The sequence below is a fragment of the Micromonospora sp. WMMD723 genome, from assembly GCF_049863385.1.
GTDB lineage: Bacteria > Actinomycetota > Actinomycetes > Mycobacteriales > Micromonosporaceae > Micromonospora > Micromonospora wenchangensis.
The window spans coordinates 3982578-4006993 of sequence record NZ_JBMKNR010000001.1 but is presented as its reverse complement, the minus strand read 5'-3'; the positions used below and the strand labels follow the sequence as shown (position 1 = coordinate 4006993).

Sequence of the window (24416 nt, the reverse complement as noted above, 5' to 3'; positions counted from 1 at the left end):
CGGAAAGGCCTGTCCCGTGTCGAACTCCGAAGACAAGTTCCGTGAGTACCTCAAGCGTGCCACCGTCGATCTGCGGCAGACCCGCGCCCGCCTCGCCGAGGTGGAGGAGCAGGACCGGGAGCCGATCGCGATCGTGGGTATGGCGTGTCGTTTTCCGGGTGGGGTGGTCTCGCCGGAGCAGTTGTGGGACCTGGTGGTCGAGGGTCGCGACGCGGTGGGTGGGTTCCCGGAGGGTCGGGGTTGGGATCTGGAGGGTCTCTACGATCCGGATCCGGACGCGGTGGGTCGGTCGTACACGCGGCAGGGTGGTTTCCTGCACGAGGCGGGTGGGTTCGACGCGGAGTTCTTCGGGATCTCGCCGCGTGAGGCGTTGGCGATGGATCCGCAGCAGCGGTTGTTGCTGGAGACGTCGTGGGAGGCGGTGGAGCGGGCGGGTATCGCGCCGGACGCGTTGCGGGGCACCGACACCGGCGTCTTCGTCGGGGTGATGTACAACGACTACGGCTCCCGGCTACGACCGGCGCCGAAGAGCTTCGAGGGCTACGTCGCCAACGGCAGCCTCGCGAGCCTCGCCTCGGGCCGGATCGCCTACACCCTCGGCCTGGAGGGGCCGGCGCTGTCGGTGGACACCGCCTGCTCGTCGTCCCTGGTGGCGTTGCACCTGGCCGCGCAGTCGCTGCGTAAGCGGGAGTGCTCGGCGGCGCTCGTCGGCGGGGTCGCGGTGATGGCCACCCCGACCACCTTCGTGGAGTTCAGCCGTCAGCGGGGTCTGGCGCCCGACGGCCGGTGCAAGGCGTTCTCCTCGTCCGCGGACGGCACCGGTTGGGGCGAGGGTGTGGGTGTGGTGGTGGTGCAGCGGTTGTCCGACGCCCGTCGGGCCGGCCGGCGCGTCCTCGCGGTCATCCGGGGCAGCGCGGTCAACCAGGACGGCGCGTCCAACGGCCTGACCGCACCCAACGGACCCGCCCAGGAACGCGTCATCCGCGCCGCCCTGACCAACGCCCGCCTCACCGCCGCCGACATCGACGCCGTCGACGCCCACGGCACCGGCACCACCCTCGGCGACCCCATCGAAGCCCACGCCCTCCTGGCCACCTACGGCCAGGAACACCACCCCGACACCCCACTCTGGCTCGGCTCCATCAAATCCAACATCGGCCACACCCAAGCCGCCGCCGGCATCGCCAGCGTCATCAAAATGACCCACGCCATGCACCACGGCCTCCTGCCCGCCACCCTCCACATCGACGAACCCACCCCCCACGTCGACTGGACCACCGGCAACGTCGCCCTCCTCACCACCACCCGACCCTGGCCCCACCACGACCGCCCCCGCCGCGCCGCCATCTCCTCCTTCGGCATCAGCGGCACCAACGCCCACCTCATCCTCGAACAACCCGAACCCCAACCCACCACCCCCGACGAACCCACCCCCACCGACACCCTCCTGACCTGGACCGTCACCGCCCACACCCCCGACGCCCTCCACGACCAGGCCCAACGCCTCCACGACCACCTCACCCACCACCCCCAACCCCCCCACCACATCAGCCACGCCCTCGCCACCACCCGCACCCGCCACCCCCACCGCGCCACCATCACCGGCCACACCCTCCACGACCTCCTCACCGGCCTCAACGCCATCACCACCAACACCCCCCACCCCGGCACCGCCACCGGCCACGCCACCACCACCAAAACCCTCTTCCAATTCACCGGCCAAGGCTCCCAACGCCCCCACATGGGCGCCGAACTCCACACCCGACACCCCGCCTTCGCCGAAACCTTCGACACCTGCGCCACCCACCTCAACCCCCACCTCGACATCCCCCTGCACGACCTCGTCTTCACCAACCACCCCGCACTCCACCAAACCCGCTACGCCCAACCCGCCCTCTTCGCCCTCCAAACCGCCCTCCACGCCCTCCTCACCCACCACAACATCCACCCCGACTACCTCATCGGCCACTCCGTCGGCGAAATCGCCGCCGCCCACGCCGCCGGCATCCTCACCCTCCCCGACGCCTGCACCCTCGTCGCCGCCCGCGGCCACCACATGCAAAACGCCACCCCCGGCGGCGCCATGCTCGCCACCAACCTCACCGAAACCCAAGCCACCCAATGGCTCACCCAATACCCCCACCAACTCACCATCGCCGCCATCAACAGCCCCCACCACCTCGTCATCTCCGGCGACCACGACGCCATCGAACACCTCACCCACCAACTCCACACCCACCACCACAAAACCACCCGCCTCAACGTCAGCCACGCCTTCCACTCCCACCACATGGACCCCATCCTCGACGCCTTCCACACCACCGCCACCACCCTCACCTACCACCAACCCCACACCCCCCTCCTCTCCACCCTCACCGGCCAACCCGCCGACCCCCACCACATCACCACCCCCGAATACTGGACCCAACACATCCGCCAACCCGTCCGCTACCACCACGCCCTCACCCACCTCACCAACACCCCCACCCACCACATCGAACTCGGCCCCGACACCACCCTCACCACCACCGCACCCCACACCCACACCACCGGCCACACCTTCACCCCCACCCTCCACCCCAAACACCCCGAAAACCACACCCTCACCACCGCCATCGCCACCCACCACACCACCCACACCACCCCACCCACCCCCACCACCGACCACACCCCCACCACCGACCACACCCCCACCCACACCACCCTCCCCACCCACGCCTTCCAACACCACCACTACTGGCTCCACCCCCAACCCCACACCCACACCACCCACCCCCACCCCCTCCTCACCACCACCATCACCACCCCCGACCACACCACCCACCACACCGGCACCCTCACCACCACCACCCACCCCTGGCTCCACCACCACACCATCAACAACACCACCATCCTCCCCGCCACCGCCCTACTCGACCTCACCCTCCACACCACCAACCCCCACACCCCCACCACCACCGACCTCACCCTCCACACCCCCATCACCCTCCACCCCCACACCCCCACCCACCTCCACCTCCACCTCACCACCCCCACCCCCACCGGCCACCAAACCCTCACCATCCACACCCGCACCACCACCACCTGGACCACCCACGCCACCGCCACCATCAACCCCGAACCGGCACCGGAGCCCGCGTCCCCGCCGGGCGCCTGGCCGCCACCGGGGGCACAGGCCGTCGACCTCTCCGGCCTGTACGCGCGGTTGACCGACCACGGCTACGCCTACGGCCCGACCTTCCGTAACCTGCGGGCACTCTGGCGGCACGGCGACGAGCTGTACGCGGAGGTCAGCCTCCCCGACGGGACCGAGGTCGACGGGCACGTCGTCCACCCGGCGTTGCTGGACGCGGCGCTGCACGCGCTGATCGCGACGCCGGCCGACCTCGACGGCCCGCTGCGGGTGCCGTTCTCCTGGGGCGGAGTGCGCGCGACCGGTTGCAGCGCCAGCGCCCTGCGGGTGCGGCTGACCCGGCTCTCCGAACACGCGGTGCGGCTGGTCGCCACCGACCCCGACGACGCCGAGGTGATCACCGTCGAGGAGTTGACCACCAGGCCGTTCACGGCCGACCGGTCGGCCGCCACGGAAGCCCCGGTCACACCGATGCGGGTCGAGTGGGTGCCGCAGGAGGCCGGCCCGGCGGCGGAGCCGTCCGGCGTGCACGTGGTCGGCGTCGACCCGCTGGGGTTGGCCGACGCGCTCCGCACTGCCGGCCGCGACGTCACCGTCCACCCCGACCTGGACGCGCTGGCGGCGGCGATCGCCGCCGGCACGGCGGTCCCGGCCGACACGATGGTGACCTGCGTGACCGACGGCGGGCCGGGGCCGGCGATCGACCGGGCCGCGCCACGTCCGGCGGACGAGGTCGTGGCCCTCGCCCACGAGGTCGCCGAACGGGCGCTGGGGCTGGCGCAGCGGTGGGTCGGCGAGCCCGCCTTCGGCGACCACCGGCTGGTGACGGTCACCCGGGGGGCGGTCGCCACCCGGACCGGGCCGGAGATCCAGGATCTGCCGGCGTCCACGGTGTGGGGTCTGATCCGGTCGGCGCGTGCCGAGTTCCCCGACCGGTTCGCCCTGCTGGACCTGCCCGGCCCGGCGGACGCGACGCTACCGGCGGCGGTGGACGGTCCGGAGCCGGAGGCGGCGGTCCGGGACGACACCACACTGGTCCCCCGGCTGGTGCCGGTCGCCGAGTCGGCGGCCGTGCTGCAACCCCCGGACGGGGGTGGCAACTGGCGGCTGGACGTGACGAGCCGCGGCACGTTGGCGAACCTGGCGCTGGTGCCGTCGCCCGCGGGGGACCGCCCGTTGGCCGGCGGCGAGGTACGGGTCTCGATGCGCGCGGCGGGCCTGAACTTCCGGGACGTGATGATCGCGCTGGGGCTCTACCCGGGCGACGACGCGCAGATCGGTGGCGAGGGTGCCGGCGTCGTGACGGAGGTCGGTTCCGAGGTCACCGGGCTTTCGGTCGGCGACCGGGTGATGGGGCTGTTCCCCGAGGGTTGCGCCGGCCCGGTGGCGGTCTCCGACCACCGTCATCTGGTGCGGACCCCGGCCCGGCTCAGCGACGTCGAGGCGGCGGTCCTGCCGATCGTCTACCTGACCGCCATGTACGGCCTGACCGACCTGGCCGACCTGCGGGCCGGTCAGCGGCTCCTCCTGCACACCGCGACCGGCGGGGTCGGGATGGCCGCCCTGCACTACGCCCGGTACCTCGGTGCCACCGTGCACACCACCGCGAGCGCGCCCAAGCAGGCCACCCTGGCGACCCTCGGCGTCCCCGCCACCCACATCCACGACTCCCGGACGACGGCGTACGGCGATCGCATCCGGCAGACCGATCCCGACGGTGTCGACGTCGTCCTGAACACGCTGACCCACGCGCACGTGGACACCAGCCTCGCGCTGCTGGCCGAGGGGGGCACCTTCCTGGAGATCGGCAAGACCGACATCCGCGACCCCCACACCATCACCACCACCCACCCCCACCTCACCTACCAGCCCTACGACCTCCTCGACGCCGGACCCACCCGCATCAACCAACTCCTCACCACCCTCACCCACCTCCTCACCACCAACGCCCTCCCCGCCCTACCCGTCACCTGCTGGCCCGCCACCAACGCCCCCGACGCCCTGCGTCACCTCAGCCAGGCCCGCCACACCGGCAAGATCGCACTGACCATCCCCGCCCCCCGGCCGCAACGCGGCACCATCCTCATCACCGGCGCCACCGGCGCCCTCGCCACCCACACCGCACGACACCTCGCCACCACCCACCCCCACCACCACCTCCTGCTCACCACCCGAGGAAACCCCGACACCCTCACCCCCCTCACCACCGAACTCCACACCCACGGAACAACCACCACCACCGCCCAATACGACCCCACCCAACCCCACCAACTCCACCAACTCCTCACCACCCTCCCCACCACCCACCCCCTCACCACCGTCATCCACACCGCCGGCACCCTCCACGACACCCCCCTCACCACCCAAACCCCCCACACCCTCCACACCACCCTCACCGCCAAAATCGACACCACCCACGCCCTCCACACCGCACTCCAACACCACCCCGAGGTGAATCTCGTCGTCTTCGGCAGCGCCACCGGCACCCTCGGCAACGCCGGTCAGGCCAACTACGCCGCCGCCAACACGTTCCAGGACGCGCTGACGCACCACCGGCACACCATGGGGCTGGCCGGCACGACGATCGCGTGGGGCCTGTGGCACACCGAGTCGGGGATGGGGGCCGGCCTGCAGGAACAGGACCTGCAGCGGCTCAGCCGGATCGGCGTACGGCCGATGGACGTCGCCGACGGCCTGGCGGCGCTCGACGCGGCCGTCACCCTGGGCCAACCGGTGACCGTCGCGATGGGGCTGTACCTGCCCACCCTCACCGCGCGGGCCCGCGACGGGCTGCTCGCGCCGCTGTTCCGGGCATTGACCGGACCGGTCGGCGTGGACGCGTCGCCGCAGGACGCGCCGGCGGCGGTCCGGCCGCTGCCCGAACGGCTCGCCGGGCTCACCGACGCCGACCGGCACGACCTGCTCCTGACCCTGGTCTGCGAGAACGCGGCGATCACGCTGGGGCACGCCGGGGCGGCGGGCATCGCCCCGGAGCGGCAGTTCCGGGACCTCGGCATCGACTCGCTCACGGCGGTGGAACTGCGTAACCGGCTCGCCACGGCTACCCAGCTACGGCTCTCGGCCAGCCTGATCTTCGACCACCCGAGCCCGGCACAGCTGGCCCGGCACCTCGGGGACCGGTTGACACCGCAGGAGCAGGACCCGTTCGCGGTGCTGTTCGCCGAGTTGGACCGGTTGACCTCCGACCTGTCGGCGGCGGCGCCGTCGGCCGCGGCGATGGGCCGGCTGTCCGGCCGGCTGGCCGGCTTCCTCGACCGGGTGGAGGAGCAGCGGTCCGCCCTCGTGGCGGACACCGGTGACGAGGTGACCGCGATCTCGACGGCGACCGACGACGAGATCTTCGACCTGATCGACAACGAACTCGGCATCGGCTGAAGGAGTCGCACATGACCGCACCAGTGATCATTGCCGGCGGGAGCCTGACCGGGCTCATGCTGGCGCACGAGCTGGCCCTGTGGGGGATCGACGTCGTCGTGCTGGAGCGCGACCCCGCCCTGACCGACGAGTCACCCGGGCAGGCGATCAACACCACCACCGCCGAACTGCTCGACCAGCGTGGCCTGCTCGCCGGGCTGCGCGGGCACGTCTCCCCCGTGCAGGGCACGCACTTCTCGCTGATGTGGCTGGACATGTCGGCGCTCTCCGGCCGGCATCTGCCGGCCATGCTGCTCGGGCACCAGTTCATCGCGCGGCGGCTCGACGAGGCCGCGGTGGCCCGTGGGGCCGACGTGCGTCGGGGCCACCGGGTGACGGCCTTCACCCAGGACGACGACGGCGTACGGGTCCGGGTCGGCACCCCCGACGGCGGGTACCACCTGCACGGCAGCTTCCTGGTGGCGGCCGACGGTGAGGACAGCACGGTGCGCGCGGCCGCCGGCATCGCCTTCCCGGGCGCGGGTCCGGCGAACTGCGGTCTGGTGGCCGACGTCGAGATCGCCGTCGCGGAACTGGCCCCGGAGCACCGTGGGTCGCGGTTCTGCCCCGGCGGGGGCGTCTACTCGGCGGTGCCGGTCGGGCCGGAGCTGCTGCGGGTCATCACGGCGGAGTTCGACGTCGCGCCTCCCGCCGACACCGCGCCGACGACCGCCGAGCTGCGCGCGGCGGTCGCCCGGCTCACCGGCGCGGAGTTGCCGGCCGCGCCGGTGCGCTGGGTACGCCGCTACGGCGGGCAGACCCGGACGGCGGAACGGATGCGCAGCGGCCGGGTCTTCCTGGCCGGCGACTCGGCGCACACCTTCTATCCGTTGGCCGGTCTCCGGCTCAACCTGTGTCTGCAGGACGCCGTCAACCTGGGCTGGAAGCTCGCCGCGGAGTTGTCCGGCTGGGGCCGGCCCGGCCTGCTGGACACCTACCACGAGGAGCGTCACCCGCAGGCGGTACGCGCGGCGGATGCCACCGACGCGCAGCTCGCCCTGATCCACCCGATCGACCGGGTGACACCGCTGCGCGGCCTGTTCGCCGAGCTGCTGCGGCTGCCCCAGGTGAACACCTACCTGCTGGAGCTGTCGACCGGGCTCGACGTCCGCTACGACGTCGGGGTGGAGCCGTGCGGCCCGGTTCCGGTGGGCCGCCGCCTGCCGCACGTGCCGCTGGCCGGCGTCCGACCGCTGGCCGGTACGGCGGGGGGCGCGGTGACATCCACCTCGGTGGCCGACCTGCACCATGCCGGACGCGGCGTCTACCTGGACCTCGGTGGCCGCACGCCGGTGCCGACCCGGCGCACCCTGGCGGCGCTGGGCGACCGCATCGACGCGGTTCGCGCGGAGCCCACCGACGAGATCCTGGCGGATGCCGTCCTGGTGCGTCCGGACGGTCACGTCGCCTGGGCCGGGGATCCCGTCTCGGATGCCGAGGGGCTGTCCGGCGCGCTCAAGTCGTGGTTCGGTGAGCCGGCCGGGTGACCGGTCGTGCCGTACGAGCAGCGCCCCCGGCCGGTGGCCGGGGGCGCTGCTCGTACGGCGGTCGGGTCAGGGCGCGGTGACGGCGCCGGCGAGCTGCTGCGACCAGGCGGTCACGGTGGGCGCGGCGGCGAGGTCACCGAAGCGCACGCTCATCCCGGCGCGACGCCAGCCGTTGACGAGCCGCATCAGTTGCAGGGAGGTGAGTCCGAGTTGGACCAGGTTGGCGTCGTCGCCGATGGCTGCGGCGTCCAGGCCGATCACGACGGCGATCGCCTGTCGGATCTCCTCACGTGTGGTGCCCGCGGTGTCGTGCTGCACGATGGGTCCTTTCCGTCGACTCAGCGGTGCTCTTCGATGATCTTGATTACGGCGCAGCCGACCTCGATGCCGACGCCGACGGCAAGCAGCAGGACGTGGTCACCAGGGCCGACGGCGCCGGTGGTCAGCAGGTGGTCCAGCGCCAGGATCTGGTCGCTGGCGCCGCAGTGCCCGACCGTACGGCTGAAGTCCCACACGGTCTGCGCGTCGGTGATCCCGAGGGGGTCGAAGATGCCGTTCTGGAGCTGGTCGAGGGCGACCCCGCTGTGCGCGACCCGGGCGATGCCGGCCATCGTCACACCCGCCTCGTCGAGCACCCGGTCGACCGTCTCGGTGACCAGGTCGCCGAGGTGGAACACCGGCGGGGTGACGCCGTTGGCCCACTGCTCGGCCCAGTAGCGGGAGCGCGATTCGAGGTCGACCTGCCGCCCGGTGGTGATGCTCGGCGGGAAGAGCGGTTCGCCGCCGCGGTGCAGGACCTCGGCCGCCGGGTTGGACGCCGAGCCGACCGCGAGGAGTTCGGCGAAGCCGCCCCGGGTGGACAGCAGGGCGGCGCTCGCGCCGTCGGCCAGCACGTAGTGCGAGCTGATCCGCCAGCGGTCGACGACCGGGGTGGAGAAGTTGTCGGCGGCGGTGAGCAGGACGGCGGTCGACCCGGGGTCGGCCATCAGCTGCGCGGCCGCCAGCCGCAGCGCCGACAGCATCCCGTTGCAGCCGTGGTGGATCTCCAGCGCCGGCACCGCCCGGACGCCGAGCGTCTCGTGCAGGATGTAGTGCGGGGCGGACCAGGTGTCGGGCCCCTGGTAGTGGACCGGGCAGTGCATCAGCGCCGCGACGTCCTCGGGGCGGTGGGCCGAGCGCTTCATCGCCTCCGCGGCGGCCTGGAAGGCCATGTCGGGGGCGGGCGTGTCCGCTGAGACCGCGATCGAGTGCAGGTCGCTGTGGATGCGGTTCCCCTCGTCGTACCAACCGCGTTTCACGGCCTCTTCGGTGGTGATCCGGTCCGGCAGATACGTGCCGACACCAGCGACAAAGACGTTCCGGACTTTCATTGCCACCCGCTTTCGGGAAATGGTGCGGCCAACATCCCCAACGGTCCTCGACCTGCCTAACGGCCACCTAAAGAGGATCTTGGTACGCGCCCGTACCGTCGCGGCCGCACCGCCGGGCAGCGGATCGACGGGCGACGCCGCCACCCTCTGCGCCGCGCCCCCACCCGTCGCCCCGGGGCCCGCATTTGTGGCTGACATGCAGGCGTCGGTGCTTGCGGGGAGGCTTTTCGTGAGGGAGAGTCACCGAGCGGGCGAGTCGCATCGCCGACAGAAGACACCCGGCCGAAACACTTCCGTGCACATCGTTAGCGGTACCCCTGCACCGCTGGACGGCTCCGGGCCCCGAAGCCCTTCGGCAAAATTCTCGGAACGGTCTTAACGACCATATCGACAACACGGGATAAAGCAGGTTGACACCCTCGCTGAAACATGATTAATTGCGATTCGTCACATCTCTTGGGGAGGGATCCGTTGGCATCCGGTGATGATCGGGAGGCGTTGATCACCGCCGATCAACCAATTGTCTTCAAACTCCTCGGTCCCCTGGAAGTGTGGGTGGACAGCACCCGCGTCCCGCTCGGCGGCACCCGGCAGGAACTGGTGCTCGCGGCCCTGCTGCTGGCCACCGGATGCGTCGTCACCCTGCAACAGCTCGTCCAGGTCGTCTGGGAAACGCACCCGCCGTCGACGGCGGCGCACCAGATCCGGAAGATCGTGGCGGACCTGCGTCGGCGGCTGCCCGCCGGGCTGATCGTCACCGACGGGCCCGGCTACCGGATGGTCATCCACGACACGGCGGTCGACCTGCAGATCTTCGAGAAGCAACTCGTCCGGGCCCGGGCCGCCGAGGACGACGGCCGCCCGGCCGAGGCCATCGACGCCCTGACCACCGGCCTCTCCCTGTGGCGCGGCGACGCGCTGAGCGGCATGAACGGCCTCACCGTACGCACCGCGGCGGCCCGCGCCGACGAACGTCGCCTGATGACCGTCGAACGTCTGATCACCCTGCAACTGGAGATCGGCGAGGAGGGCGACCTGGTCGGCCAGCTCCGGGCGCTGGCGGCCGAGCACCCGATGCGGGAACGGTTGCTGGTCCTGCTGATGACCGCGCTCTACCAGAGCGGACGGCAGGCCGAGGCCCTCCAGGTCTACGCCGACGCCCGGCAGTCGCTGGCCGACCAGTTGGGCATCGATCCCGGGCCGGAGCTGAGCCGGCGGCACGAGCAGATCCTGCGCAACGACCCGGCCCTCGACCCGCGTGCCGCCACCCGCGCGGCGGTGCCCGCCGTCCGGGTCGTGACCTCGTCGAGCCGCCCGATGACGATCCCCCGGGACCTGGTCGACTTCACCGGGCACGACGAGACCCTGGAGACGCTCGTCGGGTTCGCCCGGCCGGATGCCACGGCGCTGACCCTCGTGTCGATCAACGGGATGGGCGGCGTCGGCAAGACCACCCTGGCGATCCACGCCGCGCACCGCCTGGGCAGGGAGTTCCCCGACGGCCAGCTCTTCCTGGACCTGCACGGCTTCACCTACGGCCGGGACCCGGTCGACCCGGTCGAGGCGCTGGGCGTCCTGCTGCGTGCGGTGGGCACCCCGGGCGAGCAGCTCCCCACCGACCAGGTCGGCAGGTCGGCGCTCTGGCGGGCCACGACCGCCGACCGGTCGCTGCTGATCCTGCTGGACAACGCCAGTAGCGCCCAGCAGGTCATCCCGTTGCTACCCAGTTCGGCCACCAGCCTGGTGCTGATCACCACCCGGTCGCGGCTCAACGGACTGGACGGGACCCACTCGGTCACCCTCGATCCGCCGCTCGACGACGAGGCCAGCGCGATCGTCCACCGCCTGCTCGGCGACCGGCACCCGGCGACCGAGGCCGAGGTGCAGGCCCTGGTCGAGGCGTGCGGCCGGCTGCCGCTGGCCCTACGGATCGCCGTGGCCCGGCTGCACAACCGCCCGAAGTGGACGCTCAGCTACCTGATCGGCCGGCTGCGCCGCGAGGGGCGGCTCATGCGGGAACTGGTCCTCGACGACCGCAGCGTCGCGGCCAGCATCGGCCTGTCCTACCACGGGGTCGGCCCCGACCACCAGCAGATGTTCCGCCTGATCGGGCTGTTCCCCGGGGAGAGCTGCGACGCGTACACGGCGGCGGCCCTCGCGGGCGTCCCGCAGGAGCGGGCCGAGCAGATCCTGGAGGACCTGCTCGACTCGCAGCTGCTCATCCAGCGGCAGGTCGACCGGTACGAGATGCACGACCTCGTCCGCAACTTCGTCCGTACCGTCCTCGCCCAGGACGAGGACGAGAACACCACCGCCATCCACCGGCTGCTCGACTACTACGTCGTCACCGCGGAGACGGCGGCGAACCGGGTCCAGCCCGGCCGGTTCGTGACCGAGGCCCGGGTGCGGTACCCGCCGCAGGACGTGGCGCCGCTGGCCGACCAGGCGGAGTCGCTGGAGTGGTTCGAGGCCGAGCGGCGCAACCTGCTGGCCGCGATCGACCTGGCGGCCGACCGGGGCCACGACTTCCACCTGTGCCACCTGCCCCGCACGATGGCCTTCTACCTCTACGTCCGGGGCGAGATGCACGAGCACATCGCCACCTTCCGCAATGCCGCCGCCGCCGCCCGCCGGATCGACGAACCGGTCCACGAGGGACTCAACCTGATCAACGTGGCGATCGCGCACTGGTACCTCGGGGAGTTCACCGAGGCCCTGGAGTGCTACGCCGACGCGCTGGCCATCGCCCAGGACACCAACGACACCGTCGGCGAGGGCACCTGCCTGGGGCGGATCGGCATCGTCTGCGCCAGCATGGGTCGCTTCGAGGAGGCGCTGAGCTACCAGCAGCGGGCGCTGGCCATCCACCGCACGATGGGCAGCCAGGCCGAGCAGGGCAACGCGCTGAGCAACATCAGCCAGCTCCAGAACGTCCTCGGGATGCACGCCGAGGCGGTGACGAGTGCCCGGGAGGCGGTGCGCCTGCTCGACGGCCGGGACCAGCCGGCCGATCTCGCCTCGGCGCTGACCCGGCTCGCCTCGGCGCAGAGCAACCTGGGTGAGGGACCGGCCGCGCTGGCCACGCTGACCCTGGCGACCGTTCCGGTGCAGACCACGAACAGCCGCCGGGCCCGCGCCATGCTCGATACGCGCTACGCCGAGGTCCTGATGCGGCTCGGGCGGCTCGCGGAGGCGGAACGGCACGGCCTGGCCGCGCTGAGCCTGCTGGGTGGCCTGGAGAACCCGGCGCTGCGCGCGGAGGTGGAGAACGTCCTCGGTCGGGTCCACACGGAACGGGGCGACTTCACCGGCGCCCTGGCCCGACACCGCAGGGCCCACGAGAACGCCGACCGGATCGGGCTGCGCCTCGAACAGGCGCGCGCGCTCGACGGGATGGGGCGCGCCCACGCCGGCCTTGGTGACTTCGACCGGGCGGTGACGGACTGGCGGGCCGCGCTGAGCCTCTACCAGGTCATGGGCATCACCGGCGACGATCTGGAGCAGCGGCTCGGATGCCTGGAGCAGTCCCGGTCGGCCGTGTCGCACTGACCGGAAGCTCCGGTGCCGGGCGGTCGCCGTTCCCGGGTACCGTCTGCACCCCGTAACAGCGCCGCCCGATTACATCGATCAGAGTAATTATCACAGGGAGGCGTCGTGGAAATTCGCCACGACTCGGTGACGTAATTCGGTCGGCGCGCGCCTCAGCGCGGGCCACCATTGTCGAGCAGCGGCCCGTCGGCGACCGCGACAACGGTGTGACCCTCCTGGCCGGCCACCACCCGACCTTGGTCGGCGGCGGATCCGGTGGCGGCGAAGGCCACGACGGCCAGGCTCAATGCGACAGCGGCCCGACCCAGGATGCGGATCTTGAACATGACATTCCCCCGATGTTCGTCGGTCGTTTTGACAATGCCACTGTCACAACCGTCGCTACCGGAACGATCCCACATCGCTCCCGGTGAATACCATTGTGGTCCCAGATGGCGAGGACGACGACACTGCGGCAATTATGGGCGCATGACGCAAAACGCATTCAAACCCATCGCTTGTGGCGACTCCCGCCGATGGGGTAGACATGGGGTGCCCGCCACGGCCGGCGCCGCCCCCTCCCCCACGGCCGCCCCCTCCCCCGGGGGCCGATGCCGACCGGCGACAGGCGTCCCGTCGCCTCCCGCGCGTCGACCGCGCCGGCATTCCCCACCGCGAAGTGCGGCAAACCGGCCGGCGGGAACGGATCGGGACCGATTCGGTATCGGCCCGCGCCACAGTGGTGCAGTGACTTCGGTTGACCAGACGGCGGACTGACTCGCCACCACAGCGCCGGCACTCCACCCGATGCCACGTACCGCCGACACCGAGCCGGCGGGCGACTCGACGGGGGGAACATCCGTGAAGTACGAGATCCTTGGCGAGATCCGGGTCCATGGCGTCAGCGGTGTCGTCACGCCCCGTACCCGCAAGACCGAGACCCTGCTGGCGGTGCTGCTGGCGAAGACCAACCAGATGGTCACCTCCGACCAGTTGCTGAACGAGATCTGGGGCGAGGACCCGCCCAGCCGGGCCAACGACGCGCTCTACGTCTACATCTCGCAGCTCCGCAAGGTGCTGCGCGGCAGCGGCCACGACGCCGCCATCGTCACCCGGCCCCGGGGGTACACCATCCTGACCGACGCGGGCGACCTCGACGCCGACGAGTTCCGCCGACTCGCCCACCTCGGCCAGCAGCTCCGCCGCGCCGGCCAGTTCTTCCCGGCGGCCCAGACGCTGCGCAGGGCGCTCCGGCTCTGGGGTGGGCCCGCCTTCAGCGGGCTGATCGACAGCCCAGTCGTGTACGCGTACGCCACCCTGCTCAACGAGCTGCGCATCGAGTGCCTGGAACAGCTCATGGAGATCGAGCTGACCCTCGGCGGCCACCGCGAGATCGTCGGCCAACTCTCCGCGCTCATCACCGAACAGCCCCTGCGCGAGAAGCTCTACCAGTACCTGATGCTCGCCCTGCACCGTTCGGACCGCCGGGCCGAGGCGCTGGCCGTCTTCCACACCGCCCGCCAGCGGCTCGACATGGAGATCGGCATCGAGCCCTGCCAGGCCCTGCGCGACCTGCACCAGCACATCCTGCAGGACCGCGATCTCGGGTCGTCGATGCTGGTCAGCCCGCTCGCGGCGGCGTCGTGACCACGACCGCGGCGAACGTGCCGTACCGCACCGACGAGCCCGACCTCTGGCTGCGCCGGTTCGGCGCCCGCAGCAGCGGCGGCCCCACCCTGATCTGCCTGCCGCACGCCGGCGGCGCGGCGACCTTCTTCCGGCCGCTCGTCGGGCTGCTCGCCGCCGAGGTGGACGTGACGTGCGTGCAGTACCCCGGCCGCCAGGACCGCCGCGGCGAGCCACCTGTCGACACCATCGACGCCCTGGCCGACCTGCTGACCGAGGTGATCCGGCCGACCGTGCGCGGGCCGGTGGCGCTCTTCGGGCACAGCATGGGCGCGATCCTCGGTTTCGAGGTGGCCCTGCGCCTGGAACAGCTCGGGGTCGCCCCGCTGCGGCTGTTCGCCTCCGGTCGCCGGGCGCCCGGGGTGTCCCGGCACGAGACGGTCCACCTGCGCGACGACCGTGGGTTGCTGGCCGACGTCGCGGAACTCAGCGGAACCGAGGACGACGTCTTCGCCGACGAGGAACTGACCGCGATGGTGCTGCCGGCCATCCGGGCCGACTACCGGGCGATCGAGACGTACGCGCCCCGACCCGGGGTGCCCCGGTTGCGCTGCCCGGTGACGGCGCTGCACGGCACTTCCGATCCCCGGGTGGACCTCGCCGACGCGCACGCGTGGGCGGGCCACACCGACGGCGGGTTCCGGCTGCAACCGTTCCCCGGTGACCATTTCTTCCTGCTGCGGCAGTGGACTCCGGTGGCCCGGGCGATCCGAACGGATCTGCGGCTGGGCTGACCCGCCCTCGACACGGACCGGCCCCGGTGCGAACAGGCAGCGGGGCCGGTCGGATCGCGTCTCCTCCTATTGTCCCGGGCGATAAAGATCGACGCCGATCGACGCACGACGGGCTTTAGAACGGTTTCAGCGACCCGCCATAGCGTTCGCCGGACGGACAATGGAGCGAGGGGACCGACACACGATGAACGAATCGACCACCTGGCGAGCATTGACGACAGGCAGCACCGACGAGGTCGTCCTGGCCATCGACTTCGACGCCACCGGCCGCCCGGAGGCGCGGTTCGCCGACCTGGCACCGCACCTGGGACCGGATTCCAGCGTGTGGGAGACCGTGCCACTCGGGATGGACGCGCTGGCCGGACCCAGCGGCGAGGGATACGTCAAGCGCTGGGCCGACGAGGTCCGCGCCAGCGGCCGTACGGTGACGGCGGTCATGGGGTTCTGCGCCGGTGGCGCACTGGCCCCGGCCCTGGCCGCGCAGGTCGGCCAGTGGCAGCCGGAGCCCCCGCTGATCCTGTTCGACCCCGAGACCGTCACGCCGCTGACCATGTACTGGCAGTTCGCGAAGATCATCGAGGTGGCCACCTCGTCGCTGACGCCGGCCGAGCTGGACGAGGCCCGGGAGGCGGGCCGGCAGGCCCAGCGCGACCTGGGTGACCTGGAGCCGCTGGCGGACCGGCTCAGCGAGATCTTCGGACAGGTCGGCGCGGTGGCCTTCCCCCGGCTCGGTCTGGACGCCACCAGCGCCGCCGAGGTGGTCACCCTGTTCCGCTCCTTCATCAGCTACCTGTGCGCCGCCGGCCAGTTCGACCCGCTGCCGGCGTGGTCCCGGGCCACGGTGCTCACCTCGGCGAGCCCCACCAGCGGTCTGAACGGCTACCGGACGATCAACCCGCAGGCCCCGACGAACCTCGCCGGCGACGAGATCACCTTCTCGGTCGGGCACGCCGGCATGCTCGCCGACGCCACGGTCGCCGCGACCACCCGGGAGCTGCTGGCCCGGACCCGGGTCCTCGGGGGAGCGCGGTCGTGACCGGGCCGGCCGCCGCCACCCGCAAGGAGGAGGCGCTGTGGATGCTCGACCAGCTCGTCCCGGGTTCCGGCGTCAACAACCTGGCGGTGGCCCTCGACGTCGAGGGTGAACTCGGCGACTGGGAGCTGGAGGAGACCCTCGCCCGACTGCTGGCCCGGCACGCCACCCTGCGGACGGTCTTCCGCGACACCCCGGCGGGGCTGCTGCGGCACGTCCTCGGGCCGACCGAGATCACCGTCGCGCTCGACCAGCACGAGGTCGCGCGGGCCGACCTGGAGGAGCTGCTCACCGCCTACGTGGGCAGGCCGTTCACGATGGACGGCAGCCCGCTGCTGCGCGCCGGACGGTTCCGTACCCCCGACGGGGACGTGCTCTGCCTCGCCGTGCACCACCTCAACTTCGACGCCCTGTCCTCGGTGGTGCTGACCGAGGAACTGGTGGCCCTCTACACCGCGGTCTCGGAGGACGCCGAGCCGCCCGCCGAACTGGCGCAGCCGGCACCGGTCTGCGTGGAGCCGGCACCGAGCCAACGCAGCCTCACCTACTGGCGTGACCAGCTGCACGGGTTCGACCCGTCCGGGCTCGCCCTGTGGTGCGAGGGGCCGGACGTGGCCCAGCCGACCCTCACCGGAGACCGGGTCACCGCCCGCCTCTCGGCCGCCGCGTACGACGCGGTACGTGCCCTCGCCCGCCGACTGCGGGCACCGGAGGCGGTCATCCTCTACGCGGCGTACAGCCTGCTGCTGTCCCGGCACGGCGCGGGCCGGGACGTCGTCGTGGGCGCGCCCGCCTCGCTGCGGACCGCCGAGAGCAGCCGGGCCGTCGGCTACCACATCAACACGTTGCCGCTGCGGCTGCGCATCCCGCCGGGCGTCACCTTCGCCGACCTGGTCGGGGAGGCCCGGGGGGTGTTCCTCGCCTCGATCATCCACCGCGAGGTGCCCGTCGAGGCGCTGATGGCACAGTTCCGTCCGGCCGCCGGCTCCTGGCGTAACCCGGTCTTCAAGCACCTGTTCAACTACGTCCCGGACGAGGGGCAGGCCAGCTACGACCTCGGTGGGCTGCGGGCCGAGCGACGCATCGTGGAGAACGGGTTCAGCAAGTTCGACCTGGAGTTCTTCGTCGTCTCGACGGCCGGCGCGCTGGACGTACGGGCGGTCTTCTACACCGAGGTCCTCGGGCGGGCGGACGTGACCGCGATGCTGGCCCGGTTCGACGCGCTGCTGGTGACGCTCGGCCAGCGCAGCGGGGAGCCGGTCGACGCGCTGCCGCTGCACGCCCCGGCGGACCTCGCCACCATCGACACGGCGAACGCGACCACCCGTCCGGCGCGAAACCCCTCGGTGCTGGCGGCCATCGCCGACCGGGTCGCGGCGGCCCCGACGGCGGTCGCGGTCCGCGACGGCGACCGCGCGGTGTCGTACGCCCAGATCTGGGCGGCGGCGGACCGCACCCGGGCGGCCCTGCGCGCGGCCGGTGTGGGTCCGGGCGGGGTGGTCGCCCTGCTGGGCCGGCGGGGTCCGGAACTGCTCGGCGCGGTCCTGGGCACCTGGCTGGCCGGGGCCGCCTACCTGCCGGTCGACCCGGCCCACCCGTACCAGCGGATCGTCTACCAGCTCGACGACTCGGGCGCGGGGGTGGTGATCGCCGATCCGGGCACGCCGGTGCCGGAGGCGCCCGGCCGGGTGGTGCTGCACCCGGTGGAGGTCGCCGACGCCGACCCGGCACCGGTCGGCCCGCCCGCCGACGGGTTCGCCGCCGGCGATGACCCGGCCTACCTCATCTACACCTCCGGGTCGACCGGACGCCCGAAGGGCACCTGGATCACCCACCGGGCGCTGGCCAACCTGATCGAGCACTTCGTCGACCTGCTCCGCGCCGACGCCCGCACCGCGACGCTCTGGCTGACCACGTTCAGCTTCGACATCTCGGCGCTGGAACTCTTCCTGCCCCTGGCCACCGGCGGGTCGACGGTGGTCGCGCCGGACGCCGCCCGCACCGACGGGCAGGTGCTGCTGGACGTGCTGCGGCGGCACCCGGTCGACGTCGTGCAGGCGACGCCGACGACCTGGCGGCTGGTGGCCGAGCAGGCCGGGGACGTGCTGCGCGACGTCCGGCTGCTCAGCGGCGGTGAGGCGCTGCCGGCCGGGCTGGCCCGTCAGCTCGCCGGGGCCGGTCGGGAACTGCACAACGTCTACGGCCCCACCGAGACGACCATCTGGTCCACGGCGGCGCTGCTCGCCACCCCGTTCACCGGGCCCGTCCACGTCGGTGCGCCGATCGCGAACACGCAGGTCTTCATCGCCGACCCGGAGGGCCGCGAGCTGCCGGTGGGCCTGCACGGCGAACTCTGCATCGCCGGTGCGGGGGTGGCGATCGGCTACCACCGCCGCCCGGAGCTGACCGCCGAACGGTTCGGCGGGCACGAGCGGTACGGGCCGTTCTACCGCACCGGGGACCTGGCCCGCTGGCGGCCGGACGGCACCATCGAGGTGCTCGGCCGGATGGACCGCCAGGTGAAGCTGCGGGGCAACCGGATCGAGCTGGGCGAGATCGAGTCGGTGCTCGGCGAGCATCCGGCGGTCGACGCGGCGGCGGTGCTGGTGCACGGCGGCGCCGACGGCACGCTCGTCGCGTTCGTCGTCGGTCCCGACCCGGACGACGCCGTCCACGACGACCTCTGGCGGCACGCCATCGGGGTGCTGCCGCACGCCGCGGTGCCGCAGGAGTTCATCGTCGTGGCCGGCTTCCCCACCACCGGCAACGACAAGGTCGACTATCCCGCGCTGGGCCGGCTCGCCGAGGAGCGCCGGCAGCGGGCACGCGAGACCGCACGCCCGACGGCGGCCAGCGGCGACCCGGTGCTCGACGAGCTGATCACCCTGTGGCAGGACCTGCTCGGCCATGCCGACGTGCACGCCGGGTCCAACTTCTTCACCGCCGGGGGGCACTCGTTGCTCGCCGCCCGGCTCGTCCAGCAGGTCGAGGCCCGGCTGCGGGTCCGGCTCGCGCTGTCCGACATCTTCGCCAACCCCACGCCGATCGCGCTCGCCGAGGGCGTACGGGCGGCCCAGCGGCAGCGCCTCGACCGGGTCTCACTCAACTAAGGAGCATCCACCATGACAATCACCAGCGACCTGCCCGTCGTCGACCTGCCCGCGCTGCCGTTCGAGCGCGACCAGTTCGACGTCAACGGCATCGCACCGCTGTTCCGCGAGCTGCGGGACACCCAACCGATCGTCCGGGTGCGTACCTCGGCCGGTGACGAGGCCTGGCTGGTCACCCGGTACGAGGAGGTCAAGACGCTGCTCAACGACCCGCGCCTGGGCCGCTCCCACCCCGAGCCGGAGAAGGCGGCCCGGGTCGCCAACGCGGCCGTGCTGACCGGACCGCTGGGCACCCCGGACAAGGAGGTCGCCGCCCGGCAGCGGTTCCGGCGGCTGATCGGGCCGTCGTTCGCCGCCCGCCGGGTGGAGAAGCTGCGCGGCCAGGTCCAGGAGATCGTCGACCAGCTGCTCGACGATCTCGCGGCGAGCCCGCAGCCGGCCGACTTCCACGAGGCGCTCTCGTTCCCGCTGCCGGTGCTGGTCATCTGCCAGTTGCTGGGCGTGCCGACGGAGGACCGCGCCGAGTTCCGGCACTACTCGGCCGGCGCCACCGCGCTCGACGACCCCGCCGCGGCGAAGGCCGCCTGGGAACGGCTCGTCGCCTACATGTACCGGCTGATCGACATCAAGCGCGCCGAGCCGGGCGAGGACGTCTTCTCCGACCTGCTCGCGGTCGCCGAGCAGGAGAACCTCAGCGACGACGAGATCGCCCGGATGGGTGCCGGCCTGCTGTTCGCCGGCCACGAGACCACGGTCACCCGGCTGGACCTCGGCACCCTGCTGCTGCTCACCCACCCCGACCAGCGGAGGAAGCTGCAGAACGACCTGAGCCTGGTGCCGTCCGCGGTCGAGGAGATGCTGCGCATGGTCGCCCCGTCCACCCAGGACGTGCTGCCCCGCTACGCACACCAGGACATCACGGTCTGCGGCACCGACGTGCCGGCCGGTGACCTCATCCTGCTCGCCTTCACCGCCACCAACCGGGACCCGGACGTCTTCGTCGACCCGGACCGCTTCGACATCACCCGCGACTCCGACCGGCACATCGCGTTCGGGCACGGGCCCCGGTTCTGCATCGGGTCGAGCCTCGCACGGGCCGAGTTGCAGTGCCTGTTCGCGACGCTGCTCGTCCGCTTCCCCAATCTCCAGCTCGCTGTCCCCCCAGCCGAGCTGGAGTTCCGCGATTTCACCCTCACCGGTGGCGTTACCTCCCTTCCCGTCACCTGGTGAGCTGAACGCGCGGAACCCACTGGCACCGCCGGCCACGTCCCGCCGGCGGTGCCAGTGTCGTGTCCGGGGCACGTCACCGGGACGCGCGAACCCGGGGAGGCGGCCGCCGGTCCACGCGGACCCCGACCCCTGCGGACCCCGACCCCTGCGGACCCCGACCCCTGCGGACCCCGCTCCCCGCTACCTGCCCCCCCGTCGCGCAGCGACTCTTCCGGCCGGGCCGGCGGCTCATCGGGCCGGGCCGGCGGCTCATCGGGCCGGGCCGGCGACTCTTCCGGCCGGGCCGGCGGCTCATCGGGCCCGGCCGAAGCTCGGGTGCGAACAGCGCGGTGGCCGCCATCGGGGGATGATGGCGGCCACCGCGGGTGGGGGGGAAAGGTCACTCGGCGATACGGGTCTGCGCCGTCCAGCGGTAGATGACGACATCACCGTCGACCGCCGTCAGCGACTCGTCGGTGCGCTCGAAGTGCTCGTAGCCGCAGCCGTACCGCACTTTGATCTTCGGCTCCAGGCTGTTGACCAACCGGGCCCGAAAGTCGTCGGGAAAACCGTTCGGGCCGCCCTCGAGACGAACCCTCACCTGCGACGTGGTCATGGCCATACCTCCGGCTCTGTGCTGTCGACGGGCTGTGCGAAACGGTGGGATCGGGGAGCGCCGGTGCCGACGTCCCGGCCGGTGACGACGCCGGGCCGGTCACCGGCCCGCACGGGCCGGGAACGTCCTCGGCCCCGCCCGTGTCGTGTGCGGTGCACGGCGATCAGCCGATCGTCCAGGTGTCGCCGCTGTCGAGCAGGTCGGTGAGCATCCGCGTCGGGTCGTCGGACCCGGTCGAGGTGGCGTGCGCGACCTGCGCGCGCACGGTGTCGTCGTAGCAGGGCCGCTCGACGGCGCGGAACACGCCGACCGGGGTGGTGTGCAGGTCGGAGCCGGAGAGCCGGGACAGCGCGAACGCGTACGCCGGGTCGGTGACCGACTCGTCGTGCACCACGATCTCGCCGGGCGGCACCTGCGCGGTGGGACGGACGGCGAGGCCGAACCCGCCCGGCGGATGCGTGACGCAGAACCGGCCGTCCGCGCCGAACCGGATCGGCTCGCCGTGGGTGAGCCGGATCAGGTGGTCGTCACGGACGTCCGGATCCTTGAGCGGCGCGAAGGCGCCGTCGTTGAAGATGTTGCAGTTCTGGTAGATCTCGACGAACGCCGAGCCACGGTGGGCTGCGGCGGCCCGCAGCACCGACTGCAGGTGCTGGCGGTCGGCGTCCAGGGTACGGGCGACGAAGCTCGCCTCGGCGCCGAGCGCGAGCGAGAGCGGGTTGAAGGGTGTGTCGGGTGAACCGACCGGCGTCGACTTGGTGGTCTTGCCCAGTTCGGACGTCGGCGAGTACTGCCCCTTGGTCAGCCCGTAGATCCGGTTGTTGAACATCAGGATCTTGAGGTTGACGTTGCGGCGCAGGGCGTGGATCAGGTGGTTGCCGCCGATCGACAGCGCGTCGCCGTCGCCGGTGACCACCCAGACCGACAGGTCGGGCCGGCTGACGCACAGGCCGGTGGCGATGGCCGGCGCGCGCCCGTGGATCGAGTGCATCCCGTAGGTGTCCAGGTAGTACGGGAAGCGCGACGAGCAGCCGATGCCGGAGACGAAGACGATGTTCTCGCGCGGGATGCCCAACTCCGGCAGGAACCCCTGGACCGCGGCGAGGATGGCGTAGTCACCGCAGCCGGGGCACCAGCGGACCTCCTGGTCGGACCGGAAGTCCCGGGCGGTCAACGACAGGGCGACCTCAGGCATCACCGATCACCCTCTCGAAGGCGTTCTCCAGTTCGCCGGTGGTGAACGGCGAACCCTCGACCTTGGTGTGGGACACCACGTCGACCAGGTACCTGGCGCGCAGCACCCGGGCGAGCTGCCCCAGGTTCATCTCGGGGACGACCACCCGGTCGTAGCGGGCCAGGACGTCGCCGAGGTTCGCCGGCAGGGGGTTCAGGTGCCGCAGGTGGGCCTGCGCCACGGCGTGGCCCCGCCGGCGCAGCGCCCGGCACGCGGCCGTGACCGGCCCGTACGTCGAGCCCCAGCCGAGCACCAGCACCCGGGTGTCCGGGTCCGGGTCCTCCACCTCGACGTCGGGCACCGGGATCGAGGCGATCCGGGCCGCCCGGGTACGCACCATGAGGTCGTGGTTGGCCGGGTCGTACGAGATGTCGCCGGTGCCGTCGGCCTTCTCCAGGCCGCCGATCCGGTGCGCCAGCCCCGGCGTGCCCGGGACCGCCCACGGCCGGGCCAACGTCTGCGGGTCCCGCAGGTACGGCAGGAACCGGCCGTCCGGACCGTTGGGTTCGCGGGCGAAGCTGACCCGGAGGTCGGGCAGCCTGGACACGTCGGGCAGCAGCCACGGCTCGGAGCCGTTCGCCACGTAGTTGTCCGACAGCAGGATGACGGGGGTGCGGTAGGTCAGGGCGATCCGGGCCGCCTCGATCGCCGCGGCGAAGCAGTCCGCGGGCGTCGCCGGGGCGATCACCGCCAGCGGCGCCTCACCGTGGCGGCCGAACAGCGCCATGTCCAGGTCGGCCTGCTCGGTCTTGGTCGGCATGCCGGTCGACGGACCGGCCCGCTGCACGTCGATGACGACCAGCGGCAGTTCCAGCGCGACCGCCAGGGAGATCGTCTCGCCCTTGAGCGCCACCCCCGGCCCGGAGGTGGTGGTCACCCCCAGCGCACCGCCGTAGGAGGCGCCCAGGGCCGCCCCGACCGCGGCGATCTCGTCCTCGGCCTGCATGGTGGTGACGCCGAACCGCTTGTGCTTCGACAGCTCGTGCAGGATGTCCGAGGCCGGCGTGATCGGGTACGCACCGAGGAACACCGGCAGCTCCGACCGGACGCCGGCCGCCACCAGCCCCAGCGCCAACGCCGCGTTACCGGTGATGTTGCGGTACCTGCCGGGCGGCATCGGGGCCGGCGCGACCTCGTACCGGACGGTGAAGTCCTCGGTGGTCTCGCCGTAGTTCCAGCCGGCCCGGAAGGCGGTGACGTTCGCGGCGGCCAACTCCGGGCGGGTGGCGAACTTGCGTTCCAGGAACCGCAGGGTAGACGCGAACGGGCGGGCGTAGATCCAGCTCAGCAGGCCGAGCGCGAACATGTTCCTGGCCCGTGCGGCGTCCCGCTTCGACACCCCCGTCCCGGCGAGCGCGCCGAGGGTCAGCGTGGTCAGCGCCACCGGATGGACCTCGTACCCGTCGAGCGAACCGTCCTCCAGCGGGTTGGCCCGGTAGCCGACCTTCGTCAGCTGGCGTCCGGTGAACTCGTCGGTGTCGACGATGATCGCCGCACCGCGGCGCAGGTCGGCGAGGTTCGCCCGCAGCGCGGCCGGGTTCATCGCGACCAGGACGTCGGGCGCGTCGCCGGGGGTGAGGGCGTCTACGGCGGAGAAGTGGAGCTGGAAGCTCGACACGCCGGGCAGGGTGCCGGCCGGCGCCCGGATCTCGGCCGGGAAGTTGGGCAGCGTCGCGATGTCGTTGCCGAGCTGGGCGGTCTCCGAGGTGAACCGGTCCCCGGTGAGCTGCATCCCGTCGCCCGAGTCGCCCGCGAAGCGGATGACCACCCGGTCGAGCCGCCGGACCGGCGTCTCCCCCGGTGCCGCACCGGTCGTCGTCGTGTCGTGCACCATCGTCGTC

General features: G+C 72.1%; 14 protein-coding genes. 8 read left to right on the top strand and 6 right to left on the bottom strand.

The genetic code is table 11. From position 1 onward, the window contains the following. Positions 1-16 precede the first annotated feature (16 nt). Positions 17-6529: an SDR family NAD(P)-dependent oxidoreductase gene (locus ACN261_RS18075; protein ID WP_425851172.1), complete on the top strand. Its 6513-nt coding sequence runs from the start codon at positions 17-19 to the stop codon at positions 6527-6529. Positions 6530-6540: 11 nt separating this feature from the next. After that, positions 6541-8055: an FAD-dependent monooxygenase gene (locus tag ACN261_RS18070; protein WP_421486538.1), complete on the top strand. Its 1515-nt coding sequence runs from the start codon at positions 6541-6543 to the stop codon at positions 8053-8055. A 66-nt stretch (positions 8056-8121) separates the two neighbouring features. Here ACN261_RS18070 and ACN261_RS18065 read toward each other — a convergent pair whose 3' ends face one another. Together ACN261_RS18065 and ACN261_RS18060 are read right to left on the bottom strand one after the other, a co-directional pair. Continuing rightward, the gene (locus ACN261_RS18065) at positions 8122-8373 is read right to left on the bottom strand and encodes a phosphopantetheine-binding protein (protein ID WP_421486537.1); all 252 of its coding nucleotides are present in this window, start codon (positions 8371-8373) and stop codon (positions 8122-8124) included. A 20-nt stretch (positions 8374-8393) separates the two neighbouring features. Further along, positions 8394-9353, bottom strand: a complete 960-nt coding sequence (locus ACN261_RS18060) for a ketoacyl-ACP synthase III family protein (protein ID WP_421486536.1) — start codon at positions 9351-9353, stop codon at positions 8394-8396. Between the two features lie 627 nt (positions 9354-9980). Between ACN261_RS18060 and ACN261_RS18055 the strand changes: the two genes are divergently transcribed. Further along, positions 9981-12974, top strand: a complete 2994-nt coding sequence (locus tag ACN261_RS18055) for a BTAD domain-containing putative transcriptional regulator (protein ID WP_421486535.1) — start codon at positions 9981-9983, stop codon at positions 12972-12974. A gap of 152 nt (positions 12975-13126) precedes the next feature. Here the strand turns inward: ACN261_RS18055 and ACN261_RS18050 are convergent, their stop codons facing one another. Next, positions 13127-13300 (bottom strand): hypothetical protein, encoded by a 174-nt coding sequence (locus ACN261_RS18050; RefSeq protein ID WP_421486534.1) that lies wholly within the window; start codon positions 13298-13300, stop codon positions 13127-13129. Positions 13301-13814: 514 nt separating this feature from the next. Here ACN261_RS18050 and ACN261_RS18045 point away from each other — a divergent pair. From ACN261_RS18045 to ACN261_RS18025, 5 genes are all read left to right on the top strand, one after another. Beyond that, positions 13815-14600: an AfsR/SARP family transcriptional regulator gene (locus ACN261_RS18045; protein ID WP_421486533.1), complete on the top strand. Its 786-nt coding sequence runs from the start codon at positions 13815-13817 to the stop codon at positions 14598-14600. Continuing rightward, positions 14597-15373, top strand: coding sequence for a thioesterase II family protein (locus ACN261_RS18040; protein WP_421486532.1), 777 nt, complete (start codon positions 14597-14599; stop codon positions 15371-15373). Before ACN261_RS18045 ends, ACN261_RS18040 begins: the two co-directional genes overlap by 4 nt. Positions 15374-15557: 184 nt before the next feature. Continuing rightward, on the top strand, positions 15558-16409 hold the full coding sequence (locus tag ACN261_RS18035) for a hypothetical protein (protein WP_377684955.1): 852 nt from the start codon (positions 15558-15560) through the stop codon (positions 16407-16409). Next, the gene (locus ACN261_RS18030) at positions 16406-19516 is read left to right on the top strand and encodes a non-ribosomal peptide synthetase (protein ID WP_425851168.1); all 3111 of its coding nucleotides are present in this window, start codon (positions 16406-16408) and stop codon (positions 19514-19516) included. The genes ACN261_RS18035 and ACN261_RS18030 overlap by 4 nt, the downstream gene beginning before the upstream one ends. 12 nt (positions 19517-19528) lie before the next feature. Then, positions 19529-20746 carry a cytochrome P450 gene (locus ACN261_RS18025; protein ID WP_421486530.1) on the top strand — a complete coding sequence of 406 codons (1218 nt, stop codon included), beginning with the start codon at positions 19529-19531 and terminating at the stop codon, positions 20744-20746. Between the two features lie 379 nt (positions 20747-21125). Here the strand turns inward: ACN261_RS18025 and ACN261_RS18020 are convergent, their stop codons facing one another. From ACN261_RS18020 to ACN261_RS18010, 3 genes are all read right to left on the bottom strand, one after another. Beyond that, on the bottom strand, positions 21126-21341 hold the full coding sequence (locus ACN261_RS18020; protein ID WP_421486529.1) for a DUF5988 family protein: 216 nt from the start codon (positions 21339-21341) through the stop codon (positions 21126-21128). Positions 21342-21504: 163 nt separating this feature from the next. Then, positions 21505-22539, bottom strand: a complete 1035-nt coding sequence (locus ACN261_RS18015) for a 2-oxoacid:ferredoxin oxidoreductase subunit beta (RefSeq protein WP_421486528.1) — start codon at positions 22537-22539, stop codon at positions 21505-21507. After that, on the bottom strand, positions 22529-24409 hold the full coding sequence (locus ACN261_RS18010; RefSeq protein ID WP_425853620.1) for a 2-oxoacid:acceptor oxidoreductase subunit alpha: 1881 nt from the start codon (positions 24407-24409) through the stop codon (positions 22529-22531). The genes ACN261_RS18015 and ACN261_RS18010 overlap by 11 nt, the downstream gene beginning before the upstream one ends. Between the last annotated feature and the right edge of the window lie 7 nt (positions 24410-24416).